We start from the raw sequence: 18,473 nt of genomic DNA on the forward strand, positions 1-18,473 counted from the left end.
GGAGTTAGATCACTTAATTGCGGAATCTATTATGATTTATAATTGCTATAGACCACATTTAAGTTTAAATATGAACACCCCGAATCAGACGTATGAGCAAACTAAAACCGAGCTAATTGCTTAACTCGGTTTGAAGTGGAATACTGTCAATCTATTTCAGGACAAGACATTATTGCATTTTTAGATATGAAATGTGCAAATGTTGTTAAGCAGATTTCATTACAACCATAGCAGTTTAACTTGGGAAAACTGTCAAATAATTGACAGAGTCATGGGCACGAAGTCGGCACACTTTATTTCAACAACACCATCGTTGCTTAATAATTTGAAGAATAAGGTAGAGCCCTATGACACAATTAGAATCGAATCATTACAATCCAGACTATCAATATCAGCATATTGAAGTAAAACCTGTAACCGGTCGTATTGGTGCCAAAATTTCTGGCATTCAGTTGTCTGGAAATTTAGACAAAAGCGTGGTCGATGAATTTAATCATGCACTATTAAAATATAAAGTTGTATTTGTGCGTGGACAGCAAGATCTCACAGATTTAGAACAAGAAGCCTTTGCACGACTTTTAGGAAATCCGTTGAATCACCCAAGTGTGCCACTCAAAGATGGTACAGCACATACGTTGTCAATTGACTCACGTGGTGGGCGCGCAGATTCATGGCATACCGATATTACATTTTTACCCAATTATCCTAAAGCCACAATTTTAAGAAATGTAGTTGCACCTGAACATGGTGGCGATACGGTTTGGGCCAATACCGTGACCGCTTATGAAGATTTAAGTCCTGAGCTGCAAAAGTTGGCGGAACAATTACGCGCGGTGCATAGCAACAGTTATGACTATGCGGCGCCGAAAGGTCAGTACAATGAAGAAGGTCGCCATTTATTCCGTACTGCAGTAGAGGTGGAAACTGAGCATCCTTTGGTGCGTGTACATCCTGAAACAGGTGAAAAAAGTTTGGTGTTGGGTCACTTCTTTAAACGCTTCAGTGGATATAGTCCGGCACAGTCACGTCGTTTATTTGAACTGTTTCAAGAGCAAATCGTGCAATGGGAAAATATTGTGCGTTGGCGCTGGGCGGTAGGTGATGTTGCGATTTGGGACAATCGTGCGACGCAGCACCGTGCCATCAATGACTATGGTGATGAGCTACGTATTGCATCACGTGTCACCATTGAGGGTGATGTACCTGTCGATGTAAATGGTCAGCCGAGTACGGTGTTGAAAAACATTCAAAACACCGACATTTCAAACTTGCGTTCTGAAGCTGGCCGTATTTATGAGAAAGCATCTTAAGTATTAGAGCGTCATTTAAAACAGCATAAAAACAGATAAATAATGCGAAAAACAATGGTTTTACATTTTTCAGCACTTGCCTAAGATCAATGAGATCTTAGGCATTTTTTTATAGACGTGAGCGATCAAAAGAACACAGCCCAACAGCATTTGTTGCAAATTTTGCGTAATGAAGACATCTTTCAGGGCTTTAGCGATCAGACTTTAGAACAGCTTGTACAACAGGTGAAATATTCACGTTTTCATGCACAGCAGCACATCTTAAAACAACAACAAATCGTGCAAGATATTAATATTTTGCTTTCAGGTACGCTACAAATTGGTTGGTTGCAAAATAATGGTGAATTGATTGTAAATGACTATATCCGTCGCCAGTCGGTATTTAATTTTGTCGCAGTCTTACAACAAAAGCCTTTGAATTATGATTATTTTGCTGCGACACATGTTGAGGTGGCAATCATTTCTGGAACAACGTTTTTAGCGGTTTTACAGCGTGATCCACAGGCGCTTTGGAATGTCGTGCAATCTCTCAGTCGACGTATGTATTTGATGTTTGAGCATAATCGTTATTTGAGAACGGCAACGCTAGAGCAGCGCATCGCAAGACATTTGATTCGACTCTATGAACAATATGGATGTCGGCAGGAAATTCCCCTGAAACTCAGTCAGCAGGAATTTGCAGAGTCATTTAATATTTCACGGCAAACCTTGAATAAACATTTACAGCAATTTGTCCAAACACAGGTGATCGCGTGGAATTATGGACAAATCGCGATCTTGGATCTTGATCGTTTAAGGCGAATAAGTGAACTTGATGAATAACTAGATTTGAAATTTGACGAGAAGCCATGATCGCAAATGGCTTCATTGGACTTGTTTTTAGATTAGTGCTTACTGATTTTATCCAAATAACCCATCATAAAAGCAGAAAAAACAAAGGTTAAATGCATGATGATGTACCACATGATTTTGTCATTGGGGATGTTTTTCGCATCCATAAAAATACGCAATAAATGAATCGAAGAAATTGCCACAATTGACGCTGCAACTTTGAGTTTTAATGAATTGGCATCCATAGTACCGAGCCAGTTCAATCGATTGGTCGATTCATTTATTTTCAGTTGGGAAACAAAGTTTTCATAGCCAGAAAACATCACCATTACAATCAGTCCGCCCACCATAGTCATATCGACCAAAGAGAGGATGACTAAAATCAGGTCAGCTTCTGAATATTCTAAAATATGCGGAAGGACATGAATGACTTCTTGGAAAAATTTAATCGCGAGCAGTAGCAGTGCAAAGGATAAACCAAAGTACACGGGAGCCAGAATCCAACGTGCTGCATACATTGTGTTATGGAAAAAACGTTCCATTTAAGCCTCTAAAATTATTGATCTAATATTTGGTTCTAAAGTATATGGATTAAATTTTACGATAATTTTAATAATAATTCATGTAGAGTCAGTTGTTTAATTTAAATCTAGATTGAATCTTTGGGTATCTTAAGCTTGAATTCATCTGTGTAGGTCATCATATCCATTGAAATGATGCCGTATGGCTGCTTAGGAGGATCTATATGCGACGGTTGAATTTAATGACGAAATTTGACTGATGAAATAGATGTATTTTTTGCAAAATACTACAAGACTTTTATGGCAAAACTTGTAGTATAAAAATGATTTTATTGAGTTTAATTGGCTATGTCACAAATTGATGTATTGGTGCCGTTAAAGGATATTACGGTAGATCGGGCGGAAGTGCTTTCGATTAAGCGGAATGACCTTGTGCCATTACTGACCGATCAATATCGTCTAAATCATTATGCAGATCAATTAATTCAAGCACAGTCGGTGCTGCTAGATGGTGTTGACCCTCAGTTGACGAAACAACTTAGTCAAACCATTGAGCAGTTGATTCAAGCCTTAGCCAATTCAAAAAAATATTTAAAAACACGCAAATTTAATGCCCTGCAAAAATGGTTAGGCATTGATTTGGAGTATGGTTCAGGACAAGTTGAATATTATAAAAATCTAGATCAATTACTTGATCGGGCAAATCATCTGAGCCAAAAGTTACAGTTAGAAATTCAAAAGTCTCAAGCACGTTTTAATCAATTGCAGGGTTTACGTGAGCAAATGGCGCGTTATATCGTCGCGGCTGAAGAGTTTTTGGTGGAATACCCACAGTTTGTGAAAAATCAGCATCCGCTTGACAACTTTGCAGAGCGCTTATCCAAAAAGGTGAATACCTTGCAAACCTTACAAGCCAGTAATGATATTGCAATTACGCAAATGCAGCTTTCTCAGCAGCTTTCTTTTGGATTATTAGATCGATATAAGGAAGCTCAGCAGGTGTTGATTCCAGCATGGCAATATCATGTGAAACAAAGTCTTCAAAGTAACTCGACAAGTTCATTGGAAAAGCTTGATAATAGCCGTGAAAATTTGATTAAAACTTTAAAAAAATCATTAGAGAATTCCTCTAAGTCTTAGAAATATAAGGTGAGTTATGACCGATTTAGATGCCAAAAATTTACCCGTTGAAGTTAGCAAAGAATTGACTGAAGAAAAGTTTCAGCAACTCAATTTGCAGGAAATTGGCTTACAAACTTCCGATTTTCACGAAGTCGAAGCTGCACGTAAGGAATTGGCAGATTTAAGTCATAATAGTGTTGCTGAATATGGTAAAAACATTGCCACCAAGACGTCGACCTATACCGATGAATTATTAAATTTGGTGCAAAATAAAGATCTAGATGCGACAGGTCAAAAGCTCAATCAGGTGGTACAAGTCGCACAGCAGCTAAACACTACGAGCATTTTAAATAAATCTAAAAGCTCAGGATTTTTTGGTGGGTTACTGAGTAAATTTAAAGGTGCCAAGCAAAGTTTTGATCAGCACTTTAATACCACCAAAGAGCAAATTGATGCTTTGGTCAAAGAAATTGAAACTTCGCAAAATGGCTTAAAAGCGCGTGTAAATACCTTAGATAAAATGTTTGAAGGCGTACAAGACGAATATAAACAATTAGGGGTGTATATCGCCGCAGGTAAGTTGAAAGAGCAAGAAATTCAACAGGAAATTGCAAGCTTAACCACTCAAGTTCAAGATCAAACCACTACGCAAAAAATCTATGACCTCAATCATTTGGCAAATAATCTTGAAAAACGTGTGAGTGATTTACAGATCTTGCAACAGTCTGCGATGCAGACCTTGCCGATGATTCGCATTATTCAATCCAACAATTTGATGTTGGTTGATAAATTTTATGCTATTAAAAATATCACCTTACCGGCTTGGAAAAACCAAATTAGCTTGGCGATTTCATTGCAAGAACAAAAGAACAGCGTGCAATTGGCAAATAGCATTGATGATGCGACCAATGACCTGTTAAAACGTAATGCAGATTTGTTGCATCAAAACTCTGTCGATACAGCGAAAGCCAATCAGCGTTCAGTGATTGATATTGACACACTTGAACATGTGCAAAATACCCTCATTAAAACCGTTAATGATGTGATTCAAATTCAGAAAGAAGGTGTACAAAAGCGTGAAGAAGCGACGACACGTATTCGTGCCTTACAAAACAATTTGAATCATTTAGTAATTGAATCGAGTGGTTCAAACCCTTCTTCATAAACGGTGAGGGAGGTGAAAATATAATCTGAAGGAGTATGTCTTTGCCTCCCATTGATGAATATGCGCTAAATCCGCAGCAACTGGAAACAGGGCTTCAAACCATTAAGAAGCGTCAACGCAATTTGACGTTATTGACCTTAACCAGTGTTTCTGTGCTGATCGTTTCAGCTGTGATGTTGTTTATTCAGCATGATATGGTTTATAGCTTTTTTGGCCTAAGTTCTAGCGTACAGCAACTGCATATTCCCGTCAGTGCAGGTGATTTGACATATCAACTTGGTGAGTCCTCCGACTATTTTTCAAATTTTTTATCCTTTATTGGTTGGTTATTTCTCAAACTCATCGTTTCATTTATTGGCGCATTTTTCTTGGTTGGATTTCTAAAGAAATTTCAATTTTTTAGAATTCGCTTCCAATCTTTTGTATTGAAATTTGTCGGCTGGATTTTATCGTTTATTATGCTTTGGTCAGGCTTAACTTATGTGCAATATGACCTTAATCATGATGATCGTGCAGCAGATCAAAAATTGGTACATTATGAAAAAAATATTCAAGAAAGCCCGTTGGCTTTCGAGATGGAAGATGCACAATTGGCAAAACCTGTGCAAGACTATTTACTTGCACAAGCTGCTTTGATGCATAAGCCTGTAGATCGTGCGACAGCCATTCCTTTGGTGCAATCCTTAATCAATGCCGAGCAACAAAATCCAGCAAAATTCCGTGAATACGGTTTTCAGCCTGAACAGCTCTGGGCAATGCAAAATCAGCTATTTGATAAAACCATGACACCGATGGCGCAAAGCGTGGAAAAACAAGTTCAGCAAGCCAATGTAGTAGAAGTTGTTGTACGTTGGGTGTTGATCGCCGTGATGGTACTCACGCTGGTTTTGAGCTTAATTTTGTATCTACTATCTCAGCATTTCAAATCACGGATTAATCGAATTGAGCAGGGACTTCATTAACAGGCCTATTTTCTTTTTAGATCATTGCATTGCTCAGAATAAAAATCCCCATCAAATTGTATGGGGATTTTTGATCTTAGGTAGATTAACTTGCTCAATGAAACAGTTGTCGGAGTTCCTGTGTAGAAAAAGTCTGATCATTCACTTCGCCATCCACAAGGTAAAAAGGAATGGGGTGCTGTCCCTTTGATTTTACATATTGTGTAATTTCATGCTGACGGTCTGCAATATCTTTATGTTGAATTGAGCGCAGTACTTTTGAGCCATCTAAACCAATGCCTTCAATGATGCTTTTTAAAACCTGAATATCAGCAATATTTTGACCGTGTGCAAATAATGCATGGAATAATAAGGCTTGAGTCAGGGCATATTGATCCAGAATATTGTCCAAGGCCAAAATACCTTGATGAGCCAGTTGACTGTTTGGCATACGTTTCATGTGCTCAATATTGACAATCACATCTTCGCTATAAGCGGCAAACTTTGTCATTTCGAGTTTTCGATTTGCTGCACTTGCGCCATACTTATTGGTTAAATACTACAGCACATCTAAGCCTTGTTCAGGAATTTCAGGAACGCGTTGAATCGGCAATAGCTCTACACGGGTTGCGGTATGTTCATTCCAGTTTTGTTTTAACTTTTGAAATGCGACATAACTCATGGGATAAACAATATCAAAGACAAATTCAATTTTCATTATTCTGCTCACTGTTGATTTTATACTTGTAGATCGATGGCTGATTGATGCAAGGGATTGATTGTGGCTTTATTGATGGAACTCAAAAGCAGTCAAATCACCTGATATTTCATTTGATTTAATGCCGTCTTGCTGAAATGAAACTTAAAGCTTTATAAAGATTTTGTAATTAATCAGGACGTAAGTGGGTCTTGCGCAGGCTTGGTGTGATTTCAATAAAAAAGAAAAAAATGAGGGATTTATCACGATATATATGTACGAAATAAATCATTTTAATGTTAATATAGGCCCATATATTTATGATTTAGAAAGAAATTTAATCATTTGATTTGTAAAACCGATTAATTTTATAAAAACAAACCGTTTCACCTATTTAATGGTTTGTTCTATCATTCTCTCATCAAATAAATTTACTCCTCTGGAGACGTTAGCAATGTTAGATCAAAATACTTCTGCTCAATTAAAAACCTTACTTGAACGCCTTGAAGGCCCGATTGAAATCGTCGCGACTTTAAACGGCACTGACAAATCAGACAAAATTAAAGAATTGGTGACCGAAGTTGCTGCCTTATCTGATTTAGTGACTGCACGTTTTGACGGTAACAACAGCCGTGCGCCAAGCTTTGGTATTGCAAAAGCAGGTGAAACACCACGTGTATTCTTCGCAGGTCTACCGATGGGCCACGAATTCACTTCTTTGATTTTGGCATTGTTACAAACCTCTGGTTATGCACCGAAAGTTTCTGACGAAGTACTGAATACCATTAAAGGTTTAGGTCTTAAAACTGACTTTGATGTGTTCGTATCACTCAGCTGCCATAACTGTCCTGACGTGGTTCAAGCCTTGAACCTAATTGCGATCTATAACCCAGGTACAACTGCAACCATGATTGATGGTGCATTCTTCCAAGACGAAGTCGAAGAACGCAAAATCATGGCTGTACCAATGGTATTCCAAGACGGTGAGCACATTGGTCAAGGTCGTATGACCTTGGAAGAAATCATTGCTAAATTAGACACCAACTCTGCCGCAAAAGATGCTGAAAAGTTAAATGCCAAAGAAGCCTTTGATGTTCTTGTGATTGGTGGCGGCCCTGCGGGGAATACTTCTGCAATCTATGCAGCACGTAAAGGCATTAAAACAGGTATCGTGGCTGAACGCATGGGCGGTCAGGTCATGGATACGATGGACATTGAAAACTTCACGTCGATTCAAAAGACACAAGGTCCTAAGTTTGCTGCTGAAATGGAAGCACATGTACGTGAGTACGGTGTGGACATTATGAACTTGCAACGTGTATCTGACATCAAAGGTGCTGACCAAACAGCCAATGGTCTAGTTGAAGTAACTTTAGAGAATGGTGCAAAACTTGAATCTAAAACAGTGATTCTTTCAACAGGTGCACGTTGGAGAGAAATGAACGTTCCGGGTGAACAAGAATACCGTACACGTGGTGTTGCATACTGCCCACACTGTGACGGTCCATTGTTTAAAGGTAAACGTGTTGCGGTGATTGGTGGTGGTAACTCAGGTGTCGAAGCGGCGATTGACCTTGCAGGTATTGTGGAACATGTAACACTTGTTGAATTTGATACCAAACTTCGTGCTGACCAAGTCCTTCAAGACAAGTTAAACAGCTTACCGAATACCACTGTGATCATGAATGCATTATCTACAGAAGTGGTTGGTGATGGTTCACAAGTGACTGCACTGAACTACAAAGACCGTGCAACTGATGAAATCAAAACGATTGAATTGGCAGGTATCTTTGTACAAATCGGTTTGTTACCAAACACTGATTTCTTAAAAGAAACAGCAGTTGAACTTTCAAACCGTGGTGAGATCGTAATTAACGAACGTAACGAAACCAATGTAAAAGGTGTATTTGCTGCCGGTGACTGTACAACAGTACCTTACAAACAAATCATCATTGCGACAGGTGAAGGCGCGAAAGCTTCATTGTCTGCTTTTGATTACATCATCCGTTCGGGTCAATAAAAGAAAGGCCAGTGTGTTTCGAGAAACACGCTGGCCGCGCTGAATGTTGTCATTTGAATATTATTTTTCTTAATATTCTCGTTTTACAGGAACTTTGGATGCTAACACCGGAGTTCCTTTTTTTGTCTGCAAAATTAGGATTCAAAAATGTTCCCACACATTTTGAATCCTATTCGTTGCCCAGCTATTTTTGTTTTACAACCTTATTTTTATACTTTCCCCAAGGTTGTTTCTCTATAAAATATAAAGCGGAGTAAGCAATTAATATACCAATCACATCACGAATTTAAGATTTAAATAAATTCAAGCCTTTAAACTTCTCCATTAACTGCTCATCTGTCTCCACATGTTCAGGATGAGGCACAATGCACTCAATCGGACAAACTGAAACACAAGTTTGGTGCGCATAGAAACCGACGCATTCAGTACAACGTGCGACATCGATTTCATAAATCTTTGAGCCTTCATAAATGGCATCATTGGGACATTCAGGTAGACACATGTCACAATTGATGCATTTGTCTGTAATCAACAAAGCCATAAAGTAAACTCAAGCCTGATAAGCTAAAGTTGAAGCCGAAATATCCACTGTCGAATTGGGTAAGTTACGAATCAGTAAGGCGTATCGCATATCCACATCGGCAGGTACAGGAATATCCACGATATGACCTGAACCTTTGGCATCGTCGATTAGATTACCTTTTTTATCTTTCATTTCAGTTAAAACGAAGGTGATGTTGCCTGAAGTGGTCATCAGTTCTAAAGAATCACCTACAACAAAACGGTTTTTCACTTCGATTTTAAGAGAGTCACCATTGCGTTCTAAGACTTCACCTACAAACTGTTGATGATCAAAACGTGAAGAGCCGGTTTCATAGTTTTGATATTCACTATGTACATGGCGGCGTAGAAAACCTTCGGTATAACCACGGTTCGCAAGACCTTCAAGCTGAGACATGAGAGCAGGGTCAAATGGTTTACCAGAAAGGGCATCATCGATGGCTTTACGATAAATTTGAGCGGTACGCGCACAGTAGAAATAAGACTTGGTACGGCCTTCAATTTTTAAAGAATGAATGCCCATTTTGGTTAAACGGTCAACATGCTGTACAGCACGCAAGTCTTTCGAGTTCATGAAATAAGTGCCATGTTCATCTTCTTCGGCAGCAAACATGTCTTCTTCATTGCGTTGTAATAAAACCGGCTCGCCGAATTGGTGTTGTTCTAGGGCGTGTTGCTCATCGGCATTTTTATTATTGCAGCATGATGATTCTTTAATTTGTGTGACTGGAATAACATCACCAGTTTCATCTTCAACTGCATCGTGAATTTTATAATCCCATCGGCATGCATTGGTACATGCACCTTGGTTTGCATCACGTTTATTCATATAGCCAGAAAGTAAGCAACGACCGGAGTAAGCCATACATAATGCACCATGTACGAAAACTTCAATTTCCATATCAGGTACATTGTGTTTAATTTCTTCAATTTCTTCGATTGATAATTCACGTGACAGAATGACACGTGTCAGTCCCATATTTTTCCAAAATTTAACCGTTGCCCAGTTCACCGCATTGGCTTGGACAGACAAATGAATGGACACTTCTGGAAAATGTTCACGCACCATCATGATTAGACCAGGGTCAGACATGATCAGTGCATCAGGATTCATGGCAACCACAGGTTCAAGGTCACGGATGAAATTTTTCAGTTTTGAGTTATGCGGTTGGATGTTTACCACCACATAAAACTTTTTCCCTAAGGCATGAGCTTCTTCAATGCCAATTTTTAAATTGTCATGGTCGAAAGCATTATTGCGCACACGTAAGCTATATCGCGGCTGACCTGCATACACGGCATCTGCGCCATAAGCAAAAGCGTAGCGCATATTTTTTAAAGAGCCAGCAGGTGAGAGGAGTTCGGTTACGTGTTGAATCGTCATGTCAATAAAGGCATAAAAAATTTATGGCTTTATTGTAGTGATCTAAAAAAAGGATTCAACCAAGTATTTTAGTTGGGTTTTTAAGATATTCCGTTTTCCAAATGTTTTAAAATTTGGCAATCATTAATTTGACTGGTTTCATTACAGCTAGCACGGAGCTTACTTAACTGTATTTTAAAATTTTCTAATTCTTTAATTTTTTCAGAAACTTGACGAATGTGATTGTCAATTAATTCATTCACAGCATGACAGCTTTGCGTAGGGGATTGCTCAAGTTCAAGCAGGGTTTGAATCTCGGTGAGAGAAATATCGAGGTTTCGACAGCGCTTAATAAAAACCAAACGTTTGTACATTTCTTCATCATAATAGCGATAATTGTTGTCTGCGCGGAAGCTAGGTTTCAGCAGTTTTTTCTTTTCATAAAAGCGAATACTGTCAATGCTTACCCCAGATTTGGTGGACAATTCTTTAATCAAATAATGTTTTTGTACGTTCATGCTTGACCTTGGAGTGAGTCCATAGTTTTGAATAAGAGTAATACAAATCCATTGATTTTAAAATTGGAGCACATTTATGGCATGTACATGTAGTCATGAGCCAGCACCAAACAAACCCAACAGTAAATTTCGTATCGCACTTTGGATTGCCTTAATCATTAACGCCATGATGTTTTTGGTGGAGCTGATTGGTGGGGCTTATGCACATTCTTCTGCGCTTTGGGCGGACTCGTTAGATTTCTTTGGTGATGCTGTAAATTATGGGGTTTCATTAGCCGTGCTTGGCGCCAGTTTATATTGGCGTGCAACAGTTGCCTTGGTGAAAGGTTTTGTCATGGCAGCGTTTGGGATCGTTGTGATTGCCAAAGTGCTCTATGCCTATGCCAATGGGATCGCTCCTGAACCAATCACCATGGGTGTGATTGGTATTCTGGCCTTAGTCGCTAATGTCATCTGTGCATACGTCTTATATGCCTTCCGTGAAGGTGACTCCAATATGCAATCCGTTTGGCTATGTAGCCGTAATGATGCGATTGGTAATGTCGCAGTGATCTTGGCTGCAGTCGGGGTGTTTGGTACAGGCAGTCTATGGCCAGATTTGATCGTGGCCGCAATCATGGCGATCTTAGGTTTAACGGGTGGTTATCAGGTGATTCGAAAAGCACTGCAAGAGCGTAAGCAAAAAGATATTCTGAGTACCCCTTGCTCTTAAAATACTTACTCTTAAATCCACCGTTAATGGCATTCATTTTATCCATGTTTTTAACGCAGATGAATAGTCGTTAAATCGCTAGTTGAAATTAAAATAGCAGTCAGTTTTATACGAAATTTTCCTGACTGCTATATCGATAAATCATCTGAAATCAGACTGTATTTAATAGGGTGCTGAGGTTTTATCTACAGACTCCAATTAAGTTATGCTTTACAATAGCGCGCGAAAATCATGTTTAAAAATTAGGTTTTCTACCTTGAAAGCTTTATGTTTAGGCCCCATTGGTGCATCAGGTAAATTAAATGTCGAAAAAGCAAGACATCATTAACGTTGCGCTCCAACTCTTCAATTCTTATAGCTATAACTCGATTGGTATAGATCGAATTATTGGGGAATCGGGCGTTGCTAAAATGACGTTTTATAAATATTTCCCCTCTAAAGCCAAATTAATTGAAGAATGTCTCGTGATTCGAAATCTTAATTTACAGGAATCACTTGAAGCTGCTATTGCAGAATGTGATCCAGAAGACCATCTTTCGCATATTAAAACCATTTTTGCTTGGTACGATGCTTGGTTTCATACTGCAGATTTCAATGGTTGTATGTTTCAAAAAGCAGTAGAAGAAATATCTAAAGTTTATCCTTCGTCATTACAACCTGCGATCGATTATAAAGACTGGCTCAAATCAAAACTAAGTACTGCTTTGCAAAATCTGGGCATTCAGCAAACTGAACAACTAGCTGCATTTCTGAGTAGTATTTTGGATGGCATGACCATCCAAGCCCAAATTGACCCCAACCAAGTGCATTTAGCAGATTATTGGAAGCGAGTTGAAACCTTAATTCGTTTGGAATTGGCTGCTTAAAAATTTGTTTGTAGGCATCTAGGTTTTAAATCTAGCGACGACTTATTTGTATTGATTAACCATCAATTTTTTTCACATGACTTAAGATTCTAAGAAAATAAAAAGCGCGATTATTTGGGGTAATCGCGCTTTGCTGACAATTGTGCGTTCAAATCATTCACTTTGTTAGCTTAAGTCAATGATTTGATTTTCGAACGTTTTATACGTTTTCTCTCATTTATATTTTTACCCTCTGAATGCTAAATTCATTCGGTTTTTGCAGCAAAATAGACAGACTTGTCTGTTTTTTTTGAATTATAGGAGATCTTAGGTGAATTACAAGACAGGAAAGAAAGGGTTGTGTGTTTTTTAATCTGACTTGAGTTTAAATTAATCTACTATTTTTAAAGATAATATTAAAAAATTAATCATTAAGCTCGGTGCTAATTAGACGATAAACTATTTTTACACTTGTGTGAATGACGTTGCTTGTTGGATGCAAGTGCATGGTCTAAGACCATTTGGTGAATATTTTATATGCAAGAAGTATTTAGTGAGTGGGTTCTCAGCTTTTTAGTTTTAAGTGAATTTTTGAATCGTGGATTTTACATAACGAAACATCTTCTATGGTTTTAAGCATTAAGTTTATTGATGAATTTGACTAAACTAGCAGCAAAATTATTTCCATGATTACAATTTAGAATTTTTATTATGTTAGGCAAAATATTTGCTGTATTAGAACAATTGGGTCTATCCGCCCAAAAACGTGCCATTCATGTGCAATTTTCCAACCCTGCGTTGAATGATGAGCTTTTTATTCAACGTATTGATGGGGAGCATGTCTTAAACCAAGGCGTGCAAGCGACTTTGATTTGCCTATCTACGAATGCACTTATTCCACTAAAACAATTTATTGGCGCACAGGTCGCCGTTGATCAAGTGACTGATCAGGGCGAACTCTTCCGCACCACGGGTATTATTACCGAAGCCACCCAAGGCCAGAGTGATGGTTCACTCACGCTGTATAAACTCACTTTAGAAGATGCAACTTCACTGTGGCATAAACGCCGCAACAGCCGTGTGTTTATGAACAAATCTGTTCGCGATGTCAGTGAAACTCTCTTTAAAGAATGGCAAAGCAAAAGTCCGCTCTTTGCTGCCAGTCTAACGCTAGATCTAAGCGGTTTAAGTCAGAACTATGATGTACGACCTTTCATCATGCAGTCGAATGAAAGCGATTATGACTTTTTAACGCGTCTTTGGCGCAGTGAAGGCATCAATTGGCTCATCGATGAAGCGCAGCTGAAAGCACCACATTCCTCAGCGCCAATTGAAAAACAAAAACTTCGCCTGATTGATGACAATAGCCAATATCAAGCACTCAGCCGTCGTAGCATCCGCTTTCATCGCTCTAGCGCCACAGAAAAACAAGACAGCATCACCAGCTTGATCGGTGAGCGTAGCATTCAACCGACTGCGGTCCATGTGCAGCGCTGGCAAGCCGATGGACTCAGCCAAGAAGAAGGCGCAGGTTCAGTTCAAAGTAAACATCAGCATAGCCAAAGCCAAGACAATGCCAGCTTAAGTTTGGAACAAGCATGGCATGTCAGCCCTGCATGGATGCAAGATTTAAAAGGTGAAGATCAAGCCACTGCTTCATCCAATAGCCAAATTGAAAAACTGAATCAAAACCTAACGCGCTATCACGAGCTACAATCGAAAAAATTCAATGCACAATCGACTGTGCGCGATACCCAAGTCGGCTATTGGTTTGAGCTGAATGAACACCCAGAAATCGATCAACACAGTGGTGCAGACAAGCAATTTTTAATCACAGAAAAGAAATTCTATAACCAAAATAACTTACCCAAAGACCTTACTGAACAAGTCAATCAACTGATTGAACAAAGTCAGTGGAACATTAAACCGATCCATGAACAGGCCGAGCGTCAGGCCAATCAGCTCACATTACAACGCCGCAATATTGCGACGGTTCCTGAATATAACCCACTCGAACACCGTCCAAGCACCCATCCGCAACGTGCTAAAGTCGTTGGTCCAAGCGGTGAAGAAATTCATGTCGATGAATGGGGACGTATCAAAGTCCGCTTCTTATTTACCCGTGGTAATGACCACAGCCATGATGGCGGTGCAGGCAGCAATGACAATGATACGGACTCTGCATGGGTAGATGTACTTACTCCATGGGCAGGCGAAGGCTATGGCACACGCTTCTTACCGCGCATTAATGAAATCGTGGTCATCGATTTCTTTGACGGTAATATCGACCGACCATTTGTAGTGGGGCGCATACATGAGGCACAGCGCAGTCCAACCCAATTTGATAGTAAAGGCAAACTGCCAAACACCAAAAAACTGGCTGGAATAAAAAGTAAGGAAGTCCAAGGTGAAGGCTTTGGACAACTGCGCTTTGATGACACCACAGGACAAATCTCGACACAATTACAAAGTACCCATGGTGCCACTCAGCTCAACCTAGGAAACCTCAGTCATCCCAAAGAAACCGCAGAAAGTGAGGGAAGAGGCGAAGGCTTTGAACTGAGAACCGACCAATGGGGCGCAGTGCGTGCAGGACAAGGGCTCCTTGTCAGCACACACCCACAACAACAAGCAGCAGCAATGCACCTCGATGCACAAGCTGCGAAAGAACAAATCGAAGCGAACTTAAACAGCAGTAAAGCCTTAAGTGAAGTGGCGAAAAATCAACAAACTGACCCACTTGAAGTCTTAGATAATCTGAAAAACTTCCTTGGACAAATCGAAAAAGGCAGTAAAGAAAAAGCTGATGCCTTTAAACAAGCCCTAATGATTTTATCTGCACCAAACTCAATTGCTGTAAGTAGTCAGGAAGATATTCATCTTTCAGCAGATGGACAGATCAGCCAAAGTGCAGGCGATAGCATCAATCTCAGCAGTCAAAAATCCTTAATTGCCCATGCACAAAGCAAGATCAGTCTATTTGCAGCACAAGAAGGCTTACGTGCGTATGCGGGCAAAGGCAAAGTTGAAATCCAAGCCCAAGGCGATGGGGCAGATTTGATTGCACGAAAGGGTATTCAAATTATTTCCACGGAAGAAAATGTTGATATAAAAAGTCCAAAGGAAATTATTCTTACCGCTGGTGGGTCACAACTTAAAATTACTAGTGCCGGGATATTCTCAACGACTGCGGCAAAGTTTGAAGTAAAGGCGGGGCAGCATAAGTTTGTAGGTGGAGCAAAGCAAGCATTACAATTACCGAAACTACCCCAATTAGTCCTTGCTCAAGGCCCTTTCTCTGGGAGGTTTCAGCTTTTTAAAACAAATGGCCGAAATTTCGAAGGTTACAAATATTCTATTAAAGATAAGAGTGGGAATGTTTTAAAAGAAGGCATAACTGATGATCAAGGTTTTACTGATCAAGTTGTAACTGAAATAAGTACAAAAATTGAAGCATATAAATCAATTATGAGAGAAAGTGAACGTATTACAGAAAATTGGGAAATTAAATTAGACTCGATGGCTAAACGTACAGGGGAAGATTAATGGCAGTTCCTGTTATCTTGGGGATTATTAAAATTGCTGGCTATGCGATTGCAGCCTATGAGCTTTATCATGTAGGAATGAATATATATACAGAAGTTGAAGCATATAAAGATAATATTAATAAAGCTAAAGATGAAATGAAAAAAATGATGAAATCTTTAGATTTGGAGATTTCAGATAATATTGATAAAAGAACAGAATTAGCTCAACTTAATGCTATAACAGGATCAGATAAACAACGTCCAGTTACAAAAAATCCTTCAGGTCGAGGTGCAAGTGTAGCTGGTATTCCTGCGGCCATTATGCAAAAAATTCCTTTTAGACCTGTAATTAGTAAAGTATGTGAAACAGCTGATCAATTACCAATGGTGCAATTACGTGCAAAGCGGGGGCAAAAATTTAAGGATGTTATTCCAAAAAGTAAAGTAGATGTTGTTGCTAAACTACTCAGTATGACTGCTGAAGAGTTTGCCGATGTTTCAATTGAAGAATTTACCATTGTTCGATTAAAACAATTGGCTGTTAATTTCATGATTGAATGTATGGATGAACTACTGACATGGCGGGGGCCTTTAAAAGCTGAAGTTTGCTTTCCTTTTAATGCAAGAATGAATAAATTTCAAAATCCACCTATGGATATGGCAACACGTTTAAAACGCGCTGGTAGTGATATTAATCCATTTTGGCCTATGCCAAGTCGTGCACGTGGCACAATTAGTGCGGATATTGCAATTCCAGAATACAGAGCTGAACCACTTTCGCTGACGAATATTTTTGCTTTGGTAGAAATTAAATTTCAAGGAGATACAATTCAACAAAAGCAATTTGATGAATATGGAAAATTAAATAATCAATCTAAAGAAGCAAAAAGGGTAAGTGGAGTCACGGTTAGTGAGGGTTTTAAACTATCATTATTTCGGTATCCTGAAGACAAGTCACCAGAATCTAACGATGATAAATCACAAGGCAATTCATCTAATAATCGTCGTGGAAGAAATTAAATAGCTTAAATAATTAGGATTTATAGATGAGCACATCAACTTTATTTTTGACTGATCAAGAAATAGAAGAATTAGTTCGAGATATTCCTCTTGATACATCAATAATTTATGGGGAAGAAAAAAAAGAGTTCGGAGTTTGCCCTTATATTACATTTTATATTGATCAAAAAAAAACAAATGCGCAAGAATTTTTGATAAAAGTAATTGATATTTATGAGAAATTTGAATTCGAAATAATTGATAAGCCATTTCATTTAAGATTTCGATGTGATACTGAAGTTTGGAAAAAGGCAATTTCATGGATTAGAAGTCGTGAAGAAATATCAGCTGAAATGGCAAAAATTTATAAAAAATATTTCATTTACTATTTAGGTGCAACATCTGCACAATCTCAAGATCAAAGTCCACGTTGGGCTTTAAGTGCAAAGATTAGAGACTCTAGTGAGCGCTATTCTAGTCTAAAATTAACTTTTGGTGATCAATGGTATAGATCCAATAAAGATATTTGGTACTCATTTGTTCAAAAATGTCTAGAAATGCTTAACCCAATTCAAGCATATAGTGGATATGAAATTGGAAACACAAGTCAATTTGCATTTGTTTCTCCTGAATTTGAAACAGTTGAACGGACTTTCACGGATTATTTTTACGGGCTCGATATTGATCATCCTGGTATGGAGTTTTCTCATGAAAATATGTTTATTGCAGAAGATCGGGATGGTTTAGGTGGCGGTATTCGTACCCCAACATGGTGCTTTTTACTTTCTCCCTACTGGCTAGAGAAACTAGGCTTGAGTGAAGAACAAATTCGTGAAAAACTGGATGATCCACGAATTGAAATTACTAAAATTATAGACCTAGAAGATTCAACAAAATACAGCTTATGGATACGTTTGGGAGAGCTTTCACTTTATCCAGTTGAAGAAGGTGTTCCTGATTTATTGGTGATGGCAAATGAACTAATTAAACCGATACGTTGTGATAACTTAAAACTGACCACTTTAGATGCGTGGTCAGATGATCCAAATCCACGTTTTGATGCCGTAAGTTCAAAGCAATGGATTGCACGATTTGATGAAGACAGCACTTGGCCTGAATTAAAACGAGTGAAAGTTGAAGTTCAAGAACCAGAAAGAATAGATATTGTTATTGCCGGTAGCCCATGTCCTCACGCAGGATATTGGTATACTTTTGCTAAAGAAAACTCACGTCAATATTTTAAACAAGGTGATATATTCCCTGATTTTGAAAGTGATTGGGGTGATGTGTACTGGCAGTTTGATGGTGAAGAATGATTTATGCCCTTCGGGGCATTATTTT

General features: G+C 38.7%; 17 protein-coding genes. 11 read left to right on the forward strand and 6 right to left on the reverse strand.

All coding sequences use genetic code 11. From position 1 onward, the window contains the following. Positions 1 to 347 precede the first annotated feature (347 nt). A complete protein-coding gene (locus FTU37_RS08330; RefSeq protein WP_180004207.1) occupies positions 348 to 1,310 on the forward strand; it encodes a TauD/TfdA family dioxygenase in 963 nt (320 codons plus the stop codon). 117 nt (positions 1,311 to 1,427) lie between these two features. Then, positions 1,428 to 2,132, forward strand: a complete 705-nt coding sequence (locus FTU37_RS08335) for a Crp/Fnr family transcriptional regulator (RefSeq protein WP_180124163.1) — start codon at positions 1,428 to 1,430, stop codon at positions 2,130 to 2,132. A gap of 62 nt (positions 2,133 to 2,194) precedes the next feature. Here the strand turns inward: FTU37_RS08335 and FTU37_RS08340 are convergent, their stop codons facing one another. Further along, complete coding sequence (locus FTU37_RS08340; RefSeq protein WP_078189122.1) at positions 2,195 to 2,683, reverse strand: TIGR00645 family protein; 489 nt, start codon at positions 2,681 to 2,683, stop codon at positions 2,195 to 2,197. A gap of 327 nt (positions 2,684 to 3,010) precedes the next feature. Here FTU37_RS08340 and FTU37_RS08345 point away from each other — a divergent pair, with 327 nt between their 5' ends. Genes FTU37_RS08345 through FTU37_RS08355 form a run of 3 tightly spaced genes read left to right on the forward strand, consistent with a single transcriptional unit; the run spans position 3,011 to position 5,911 of the window. Beyond that, the gene (locus FTU37_RS08345) at positions 3,011 to 3,802 is read left to right on the forward strand and encodes a tellurium resistance protein (RefSeq protein WP_180085848.1); all 792 of its coding nucleotides are present in this window, start codon (positions 3,011 to 3,013) and stop codon (positions 3,800 to 3,802) included. A 16-nt stretch (positions 3,803 to 3,818) separates the two neighbouring features. Beyond that, positions 3,819 to 4,949, forward strand: a complete 1,131-nt coding sequence (locus FTU37_RS08350) for a toxic anion resistance protein (RefSeq protein ID WP_180009477.1) — start codon at positions 3,819 to 3,821, stop codon at positions 4,947 to 4,949. Between the two features lie 41 nt (positions 4,950 to 4,990). Continuing rightward, positions 4,991 to 5,911, forward strand: a complete 921-nt coding sequence (locus FTU37_RS08355; protein ID WP_180124183.1) for a hypothetical protein — start codon at positions 4,991 to 4,993, stop codon at positions 5,909 to 5,911. A 94-nt stretch (positions 5,912 to 6,005) separates the two neighbouring features. On the opposite strand, the gene FTU37_RS08360 is transcribed toward FTU37_RS08355, so the two are convergent. Together FTU37_RS08360 and FTU37_RS16705 are read right to left on the reverse strand one after the other, a co-directional pair. Next, positions 6,006 to 6,401 (reverse strand): DsbA family protein, encoded by a 396-nt coding sequence (locus tag FTU37_RS08360; protein ID WP_257225246.1) that lies wholly within the window; start codon positions 6,399 to 6,401, stop codon positions 6,006 to 6,008. Between the two features lie 48 nt (positions 6,402 to 6,449). Continuing rightward, positions 6,450 to 6,608: a hypothetical protein gene (locus tag FTU37_RS16705; RefSeq protein WP_257222656.1), complete on the reverse strand. Its 159-nt coding sequence runs from the start codon at positions 6,606 to 6,608 to the stop codon at positions 6,450 to 6,452. 433 nt (positions 6,609 to 7,041) lie between these two features. On the opposite strand from FTU37_RS16705, the gene ahpF reads away from it, so the two are divergent. Then, on the forward strand, positions 7,042 to 8,607 hold the full coding sequence (gene ahpF, locus FTU37_RS08365) for an alkyl hydroperoxide reductase subunit F (protein WP_180009476.1): 1,566 nt from the start codon (positions 7,042 to 7,044) through the stop codon (positions 8,605 to 8,607). 286 nt (positions 8,608 to 8,893) lie between these two features. On the opposite strand, the gene FTU37_RS08370 is transcribed toward ahpF, so the two are convergent. The 3 genes from FTU37_RS08370 to FTU37_RS08380 all read right to left on the reverse strand — a co-directional run bounded on the left by FTU37_RS08370 (position 8,894) and on the right by FTU37_RS08380 (position 11,049). Next, positions 8,894 to 9,148, reverse strand: coding sequence for a YfhL family 4Fe-4S dicluster ferredoxin (locus FTU37_RS08370; protein WP_180009475.1), 255 nt, complete (start codon positions 9,146 to 9,148; stop codon positions 8,894 to 8,896). Positions 9,149 to 9,157: 9 nt separating this feature from the next. Continuing rightward, positions 9,158 to 10,552: a tRNA 5-hydroxyuridine modification protein YegQ gene (yegQ, locus tag FTU37_RS08375; RefSeq protein ID WP_180010889.1), complete on the reverse strand. Its 1,395-nt coding sequence runs from the start codon at positions 10,550 to 10,552 to the stop codon at positions 9,158 to 9,160. Between the two features lie 80 nt (positions 10,553 to 10,632). Further along, positions 10,633 to 11,049 carry a Cd(II)/Pb(II)-responsive transcriptional regulator gene (locus FTU37_RS08380; protein WP_168379319.1) on the reverse strand — a complete coding sequence of 139 codons (417 nt, stop codon included), beginning with the start codon at positions 11,047 to 11,049 and terminating at the stop codon, positions 10,633 to 10,635. 76 nt (positions 11,050 to 11,125) lie between these two features. On the opposite strand from FTU37_RS08380, the gene FTU37_RS08385 reads away from it, so the two are divergent. The 5 genes from FTU37_RS08385 (at position 11,126) to FTU37_RS08405 (ending at position 18,448) form a co-directional block, all read left to right on the forward strand. Continuing rightward, positions 11,126 to 11,761 (forward strand): cation transporter, encoded by a 636-nt coding sequence (locus FTU37_RS08385; RefSeq protein ID WP_180009473.1) that lies wholly within the window; start codon positions 11,126 to 11,128, stop codon positions 11,759 to 11,761. A 302-nt stretch (positions 11,762 to 12,063) separates the two neighbouring features. Then, positions 12,064 to 12,627, forward strand: a complete 564-nt coding sequence (locus tag FTU37_RS08390) for a TetR/AcrR family transcriptional regulator (RefSeq protein ID WP_168379321.1) — start codon at positions 12,064 to 12,066, stop codon at positions 12,625 to 12,627. A 690-nt stretch (positions 12,628 to 13,317) separates the two neighbouring features. Further along, a complete protein-coding gene (locus tag FTU37_RS08395) occupies positions 13,318 to 16,152 on the forward strand; it encodes a type VI secretion system Vgr family protein (protein WP_180124164.1) in 2,835 nt (944 codons plus the stop codon). Then, positions 16,152 to 17,153 carry a hypothetical protein gene (locus FTU37_RS08400; RefSeq protein WP_168379323.1) on the forward strand — a complete coding sequence of 334 codons (1,002 nt, stop codon included), beginning with the start codon at positions 16,152 to 16,154 and terminating at the stop codon, positions 17,151 to 17,153. The genes FTU37_RS08395 and FTU37_RS08400 overlap by 1 nt, the downstream gene beginning before the upstream one ends. Positions 17,154 to 17,179: 26 nt before the next feature. Beyond that, the gene (locus FTU37_RS08405) at positions 17,180 to 18,448 is read left to right on the forward strand and encodes a type VI immunity family protein (protein ID WP_168379324.1); all 1,269 of its coding nucleotides are present in this window, start codon (positions 17,180 to 17,182) and stop codon (positions 18,446 to 18,448) included. Positions 18,449 to 18,473 lie beyond the last annotated feature (25 nt).

The sequence above is a fragment of the Acinetobacter sp. YH12097 genome (assembly GCF_013419225.1).
Classification (GTDB): domain Bacteria; phylum Pseudomonadota; class Gammaproteobacteria; order Pseudomonadales; family Moraxellaceae; genus Acinetobacter; species Acinetobacter amyesii.

What these genes read in the sequence shown, in the direction of transcription:
- ahpF (WP_180009476.1), top strand. Translation starts at nt 7,042, where the DNA reads ATGTTAGATCAAAATACTTCTGCTCAATTAAAAACCTTACTTGAACGC.
- yegQ (WP_180010889.1), bottom strand. Translation starts at nt 10,552, where the DNA reads ATGACGATTCAACACGTAACCGAACTCCTCTCACCTGCTGGCTCTTTA.
- FTU37_RS08350 (WP_180009477.1), top strand. Translation starts at nt 3,819, where the DNA reads ATGACCGATTTAGATGCCAAAAATTTACCCGTTGAAGTTAGCAAAGAA.
- FTU37_RS08405 (WP_168379324.1), top strand. Translation starts at nt 17,180, where the DNA reads ATGAGCACATCAACTTTATTTTTGACTGATCAAGAAATAGAAGAATTA.
- FTU37_RS08380 (WP_168379319.1), bottom strand. Translation starts at nt 11,049, where the DNA reads ATGAACGTACAAAAACATTATTTGATTAAAGAATTGTCCACCAAATCT.
- FTU37_RS08400 (WP_168379323.1), top strand. Translation starts at nt 16,152, where the DNA reads ATGGCAGTTCCTGTTATCTTGGGGATTATTAAAATTGCTGGCTATGCG.
- FTU37_RS08345 (WP_180085848.1), top strand. Translation starts at nt 3,011, where the DNA reads ATGTCACAAATTGATGTATTGGTGCCGTTAAAGGATATTACGGTAGAT.
- FTU37_RS08390 (WP_168379321.1), top strand. Translation starts at nt 12,064, where the DNA reads ATGTCGAAAAAGCAAGACATCATTAACGTTGCGCTCCAACTCTTCAAT.
- FTU37_RS08360 (WP_257225246.1), bottom strand. Translation starts at nt 6,401, where the DNA reads ATGACAAAGTTTGCCGCTTATAGCGAAGATGTGATTGTCAATATTGAG.
- FTU37_RS08395 (WP_180124164.1), top strand. Translation starts at nt 13,318, where the DNA reads ATGTTAGGCAAAATATTTGCTGTATTAGAACAATTGGGTCTATCCGCC.
- FTU37_RS08370 (WP_180009475.1), bottom strand. Translation starts at nt 9,148, where the DNA reads ATGGCTTTGTTGATTACAGACAAATGCATCAATTGTGACATGTGTCTA.
- FTU37_RS16705 (WP_257222656.1), bottom strand. Translation starts at nt 6,608, where the DNA reads ATGAAAATTGAATTTGTCTTTGATATTGTTTATCCCATGAGTTATGTC.
- FTU37_RS08340 (WP_078189122.1), bottom strand. Translation starts at nt 2,683, where the DNA reads ATGGAACGTTTTTTCCATAACACAATGTATGCAGCACGTTGGATTCTG.
- FTU37_RS08385 (WP_180009473.1), top strand. Translation starts at nt 11,126, where the DNA reads ATGGCATGTACATGTAGTCATGAGCCAGCACCAAACAAACCCAACAGT.
- FTU37_RS08330 (WP_180004207.1), top strand. Translation starts at nt 348, where the DNA reads ATGACACAATTAGAATCGAATCATTACAATCCAGACTATCAATATCAG.